This window comes from Saccharopolyspora sp. NPDC002686, assembly GCF_040295745.1.
Classification (GTDB): Bacteria; Actinomycetota; Actinomycetes; order Mycobacteriales; family Pseudonocardiaceae; genus Saccharopolyspora; species Saccharopolyspora oryzae.
This window is the reverse complement of sequence record NZ_JBEOVY010000431.1, coordinates 1-5,751: the sequence shown is the minus strand read 5'-3', so window position 1 is coordinate 5,751 and position 5,751 is coordinate 1. Positions and strand designations below refer to the sequence as shown.

The following is a 5,751-nucleotide window of genomic DNA, read 5'->3' as shown; positions in this document are numbered from 1 at the left end:
ATCGGACGTCTGATTTCCATTGAATTTGCGGCGGAACGGGTGCTGCGCGCCACGTTCGGGCTGTTCTCATCGGAGGGGAGCCGGGGGACTGGGCGGCATGCGGGTCCGCTGGGCTTCGAAAGGGCCTCTAAGCTCAGTGGGATTGGCTGTTGTCGGCAAGGATGAGGTGGCGATCGCGTGGCTCAGCGGTCGGGGGAGATCACGCGACGCGATCCCGCTTCGAAGGCTGCTCGGCGCTGGGCCGTGGTGCTCGGCCTGCTCTCGGCGCTGGCGGCGCTCGCGGTTCCGCTCCTGCCGGTCGACCACGACATCACGACCTTGAAGTGGCCGACCGCGCAAGGCACCGCCCCGGTGTCCGCGCCGCTGGTCACCCACGCGCCGCTGTGGATCACCGCTGACGTTCCGTGCGCGTCCGCGCGCAGCCTGGACGCGCGCAGCAACGGCCCCGCCGTGCTGGTCGCCACCAACCCGCCGTCCTCGGAGTACGGCGGTGTGACCGGCTTGAGCCTGCAGGTCGACGACGGCAAAGTCGCGCTGTGGTCGCGGGGGCAGCAGATCGGCTCGACCGCGTTACCCGCCGGCGACTGCGCGATCGCGCTGCGCGCGGACGAGACCGGAACCCGGGCCGAGATCGGCGGCGCGGTGCTGGCCTCCGTCGACGGCGACCGGCGCCCGCAGCTGACCGGGATCTTCTCCCAGCTGGACGCGGCGGTCGACGACGTGCGCGGCCTGTCGTTCCAGGCCCGGGTGGACAACCGGTTCGCCAGCACACCCACCCCGCTGAAGGTCGCGGCGATGACGCTGGCCGTGGTCGCCTTCGCCGGTTCCGTGCTGGCGCTGAGCAAGCTCGAGGTCCGCCGGGCGCCACGGCTGCTCCGACCGGGCTGGTGGCGGCTGAAGTTCCGCGACGTCGTGGTCATCGGCGCGCTCGGCGTGTGGTGGCTGATCGGCGCGATGACCGCCGACGACGGCTACATCCTGACCATGCTGCGCGCCGCCGGGGACGCCGGGTACGTCACCAACTACTTCCGGTGGTTCGGCAACCCCGAGTCGCCGTTCGGCTGGTTCTACGAGCTGTACGCGCTGTGGGTGCAGGTCTCGCCCGCCACGCCGTGGGTGCGGCTGCCCGCACTGTTCTTCGGCGTGCTCAGCTGGCTGCTGCTCAGCCGCGGGGTGCTGCCGCGGCTGGGGCAGCAGGTCCGGCGCAGCGAATCAGCGGGCTGGGCCGCGGCGGCGGTGTTCCTGGCCTTCTGGCTGCCGTACAACAACGGCTTGCGCCCCGAACCGGTCGTCGTGGCGTTCTTCCTGCTCGCGCTGTGCGCGGTCGAGCGCGCGGTGGCGACCCGGCGGCTGACGCCGGCCGCGCTGGGGCTGGTGGCCGCGGCGCTGGGCGTGGGCGCGAACCCGCACGGCATGGTCGCTGTCCTGCCGTTCGTGGTGGCCGCCAAACCGCTGCTGCAGCTGCTCTGGCAGCGCATGCGCGAACGCGGGGCGCTGCCGCTGCTGGCTCCGATCGCGGCGTCGGGCCTGGTGATCCTGGTCTGGGTGTTCTTCGACCAGACGCTGCAGTCCGTGCTGGACTCGGTGGCGCTGAAGACCAAGTTCGGGCCGAACGAGTCCTGGTACCAGGAGCTCGTCCGCTACGACAAGCTGTTCGGGCCGTGGCCGGACGGTTCGCTGACGCGGCGGTTCCCGGTGCTGCTGGTGGTCCTGTGCGTGCTGGCCTGCGGGATGCTGCTGCTGCGCCGCGGCCGGATCCGGGGTGCGGCGCTCGGGCCGAGCCGCCGGGTGCTCGCGGTCGCCGCGCTGTGCTTCGTGGTTCTCGCGGCCACGCCGACCAAGCACACCCACCACTTCGGAATCCTCGCCGGCATCGGTGCCGTGGTGGCGGCGTTGACCGCCTTGGCGACCAGCTCGGCGGTGCTGCGCTCGCGCCGCAACCGGGCCGCGTTCTTCGCCGGGCTGATGGTCGTGTGCGCGTTCTCGGTGACCGGGACGAACTCGTGGTGGTACGTCTCGGGCTGGGGCGTGCCGTGGTTCGACCGCGCGCCCAGCCTGGATGGGCGCGACGGCAGCACCTACTTCCTGATCGCTGCCGCGATCGCCGCGGTCGTGGCGGTCGTCGAGCACCTGCGCCACGACGAGCTGCCGGTGATCACCCCGGACCAGCAGCGCCGGGGCCTGCGGCTCGGCGCCGCTCCGCTGACGATCACCTGCGCCGTGCTGATGCTCGGTGAAGTGACGCTGTTCGCGGTCGGGATCTACCGCCAGCGCGACGGCTACAGCCTCGGAGCGGACAACGTCAAGCAGCTTGCGGGGCAGAGCTGCGGGCTGTCGGACTACGTCGACATCGAGACCGATCCGCGCAACGGCGTGCTCGCGGTGTCCGAGCACCAGCCGCGCAGCGCCGACAACCAGCTGACCCAGACCGTTGAGGGCCCCGACTACATGGCGGAGGTCTCGCGCGGTTTCCACCGCTTCGGCTACCCGCGCACCGAGTTCTGGACCCCGCCGTTCGGCTTCGGCGGGGACGACGCGCCGGTGTGGGGCAGCTACGACCGCGATGCCACCGGCACCGGCGAGATGCGCAGCGCCTGGTACGACCTGCCGCCGCAGGCCACCTCCGGCGAATCCCCCGTGGTGATGCAGTTCGCCGGTTCGGCGACCGGGGCGAACTCGCTGCGCGTGGAGCTCGGCAAGGACACGCCGGAGGGCTTCCAGATCATCGCCGAGCGCGACCTGGTGCAGAACAGCGGCACCTGGCGCGACCTGCGGTTCACCGTGGACGGTGCCACCAAGCTGCGGGTGCTGGCCGAGGACCAGAAGGTCGACGAGGGCGGCTGGCTGGCCTTCAGCGCGCCGCGCGTTCCGAAGCTGACCACCATGACCGACGTGGTCGGCGGGTCCCCGACGTTCGTGGAATGGCCCGCCGCCCTGGTGCACCCGTGCCTGAACCTGGCGAGCCTGCACAACGGGATCGTGGAGCTGCCGCGGTTCCGGGTGGCCGGTGGCGGGATGCTGCGCGACATGGGGCAGGGCTGGTCGGGTTCCTCCGGCGGTGGACCGTTCGGCTGGCTGAACGTGGCTGCCAGCGTGCGGGCGATGCCGAGCTACCTCAAGGGCGACCTGCACCGCGACTGGGGCGTGTTCTACGTGGTCGACTCCTTCCAACCGGACGCCCTGCCCGCCGAGGCGGCGATGGAGGTCCACCGGGAGACGCACTGGGGCACGTGGAGCCCGGGCGCGCTGCCGAAGGCGGTCAAGCTGCCGGGTGGCCCGCCGAGCTCCGACGGCCGCACCGACCTGGTGCCGTTGGAGCCGGCCGTGACCGGCGACAAGACCTGATCGGCTGTGAGCAGCGCCATGATCGGCGCGCACAGCTGATCGCTTAGGCTTGCTAACCGTGCAGGCCTGCGCACGATTCGCGGGCCCTGGGCGGTGGCGAAGCCCATCTGCGCGCCCGACGAAGTGCCGCCCGGTCGCAAACTGTCCGCAGTGGACGCTGCGGAGATCGAGCCGCGGGAGGCCTAGTGTCCGGCGTGATCCAGGGCTTCGGCGTGATCGCCGCCATCGTGCTGGTCGGCTACGTCCTCGGGCGCACCGAGGTGCTCGGCAGCAGCGGGCGGGAAGCGCTGACGAAGCTGTCGTTCTACGTCGGTACGCCCGCGCTGCTGCTGAAGATGCTCTCCGAGTCCGACGTCACGGTGATCTTCTCGGTCCCGCTGCTGGTCACCGCGCTGAGCACGTTCGCCGCCGCCGGGCTGTTCGTGCTCGTCGGACTGGTGCGCCGGTGGAACATCCGCCGCACCACCATCGGCGCGCTGTGCTCCAGCTACGTCAACGCCGGCAACCTCGGCATCCCGATCGCGGTCTACGTGCTCGGCGATGCCGCTCTGGTGGCACCGGTGATGCTGTTCCAGCTGCTGGTCATGACGCCGATCGGGTTGACCGTCATCGACTACGCGCAGGCGGGGGAGCGCAGTTCGGTGTGGTCGCGGGTGCTGGCGCCGTTCCGCAACCCCATCGTCATCTGCTCGCTGATCGGCGTCGGGCTGTCGCTGAGCGGGTTGCGCATCCCCGCCCCGGTCCTCGAGCCGATCTCCCTGCTCGGGCACCTGTCGGTCCCGACGGTGCTGCTGGCCTTCGGCATCTCGCTGCACGGGAGTTCGCTGCCCGCGGGTGGCACCGAGCGTTGGCCGGTGCTGCTGTCGGTCGGGCTGAAGTCGGTGGTGCACCCGATGATCGCCTACGCGATCGGTGCGGGCCTGTTCGGGCTCTCGGGCGCTTCGCTGTTCGCCGCGGTGGTGATCTCCGGGCTGCCCGCGGCGCAGAACCTGTTCGTGTACGCCTCCACCTACAACGTGGGCGTGCGGCTGGCCCGCGAGTCGATCCTGCTGTCCACGATCCTGTCCGTGCCGGTCCTGTTCACCATCACCGCGCTGCTCGGCTGACCCGCTCGCCGGTATCTCCGAAGTGGACGAGCGCGGTCACGTGGAAGCTGCTGGTTCTCGCGAGCTGGGAAGGTCTGTTCTTTCGCGCCCGGATCGCGCATTTTGGTATACCGAAGCATTCGTTGGTGATCCGGAAGAGGCGGATGGGCATGCGGTCGGTTCCGAAGGTGATGGTGGGCGTGGTGGCAGCGGCGGGGATCTTCGCGGCGGGGGCGTGCGGCACTCCCGCGGCCACCGACCGGAACGTCCCGCAACCGCCCGCGAAGGTCCGGGTGGGACTGCTGCTCGCCGGGCCGAGCCACGACGGCGGGTTCATGGAGGCCGGTTACAACGGCGCCAAGCGCGCGGAGCAGCAGTTCGGCGCCGAGATCGCGGTGGTCGACCGGGTGGCGCCGAAGCAGCCGGAGCTGGAGCGGGCGATGCGGGAGCTCGCCAGCGGCGGGGTCGACCTGGTCGTGGCGCAGGGCGGGCAGAACAACGCCGCGGCGCAGGTGGTGGCCGCGGAGTTCCCGCGGACGAAGTTCGTGGTGACCCAGTCCGACGTCACCGGCCCCAACCTGGCCAGCTACGAAGTGCTGCAGGAGCAGTCCGCCTGGCTCGCCGGCGCCGCTGCCGGGCTGCTGACCGAGTCCGGCGTGGTCGGCCACATGTCGGGAATCCGCCCGGTGCCAGGTCTGAAGGGCCGCGCGGCGTTCGTCGACGGGGTCGCGCACACCAATCCGGCCGCCCGGGTGCTGACCAACTTCTCCGGGGACCAGGACGACGTCGAACTGGCCCGGCGCGTCGCCACCGCGGAACTCGACGCGGGCGCGGACCAGATCTTCACCATGCTCAACGCCGGGCGTCCCGGTGTCGCCGAGGCGATCAGGGCCGCTGGCAAGGGCCGCCAGTTCGGCAACGTCCGTGACTTCGTCGCCGACGATCCCGCTGTTTTCGCCGGTTCGGCCGTCGCCGACTCGGGTGTGGCGGTCTTCCGCGCCATTGAGGACTTCGCGAACGGCAGGCTGCACGGCGGCGAGAACGTCCGCATCGGGCTGGAAACACCCGAAGCCGTCCGCCTCACCCTCGCCCCGGACGTCCCCGAGCACGTGCGCGCCGAGGTCGAGGCGTTGCGCGAGCGGATCGTCAACGGCGAGATCGAGGTGAGCACGACCTACAGCGGACCGGAGTTCCCGAACCCGTGACCCCGCCGGGGGATCCCGCGGGAATCCGGCTGGCGCCACCGGATTCCCGCGAGGCCGGTCAGCCGACGTCGAGGTCGACGCAGGCGTAGAACGCGTTGGCGGTGTCCGCGATGTTC

The 5,751-nt window shown here is 71.1% G+C and carries 3 protein-coding genes; all 3 read left to right on the top strand.

The annotated features are described in order from the left end of the window. Window positions 1–177: 177 nt before the first annotated feature. The 3 genes from ABTZ89_RS34665 (at window position 178) to ABTZ89_RS34655 (ending at window position 5,635) form a co-directional block, all read left to right on the top strand. On the top strand, window positions 178–3,345 hold the full coding sequence (locus ABTZ89_RS34665; protein ID WP_351052846.1) for an arabinosyltransferase domain-containing protein: 3,168 nt from the start codon (window positions 178–180) through the stop codon (window positions 3,343–3,345). A 185-nt stretch (window positions 3,346–3,530) separates the two neighbouring features. Next, on the top strand, window positions 3,531–4,451 hold the full coding sequence (locus tag ABTZ89_RS34660) for an AEC family transporter (RefSeq protein ID WP_351052843.1): 921 nt from the start codon (window positions 3,531–3,533) through the stop codon (window positions 4,449–4,451). 125 nt (window positions 4,452–4,576) lie between these two features. Continuing rightward, window positions 4,577–5,635: a BMP family protein gene (locus ABTZ89_RS34655; RefSeq protein WP_351052840.1), complete on the top strand. Its 1,059-nt coding sequence runs from the start codon at window positions 4,577–4,579 to the stop codon at window positions 5,633–5,635. The last annotated feature ends 116 nt before the right edge of the window (window positions 5,636–5,751 follow it).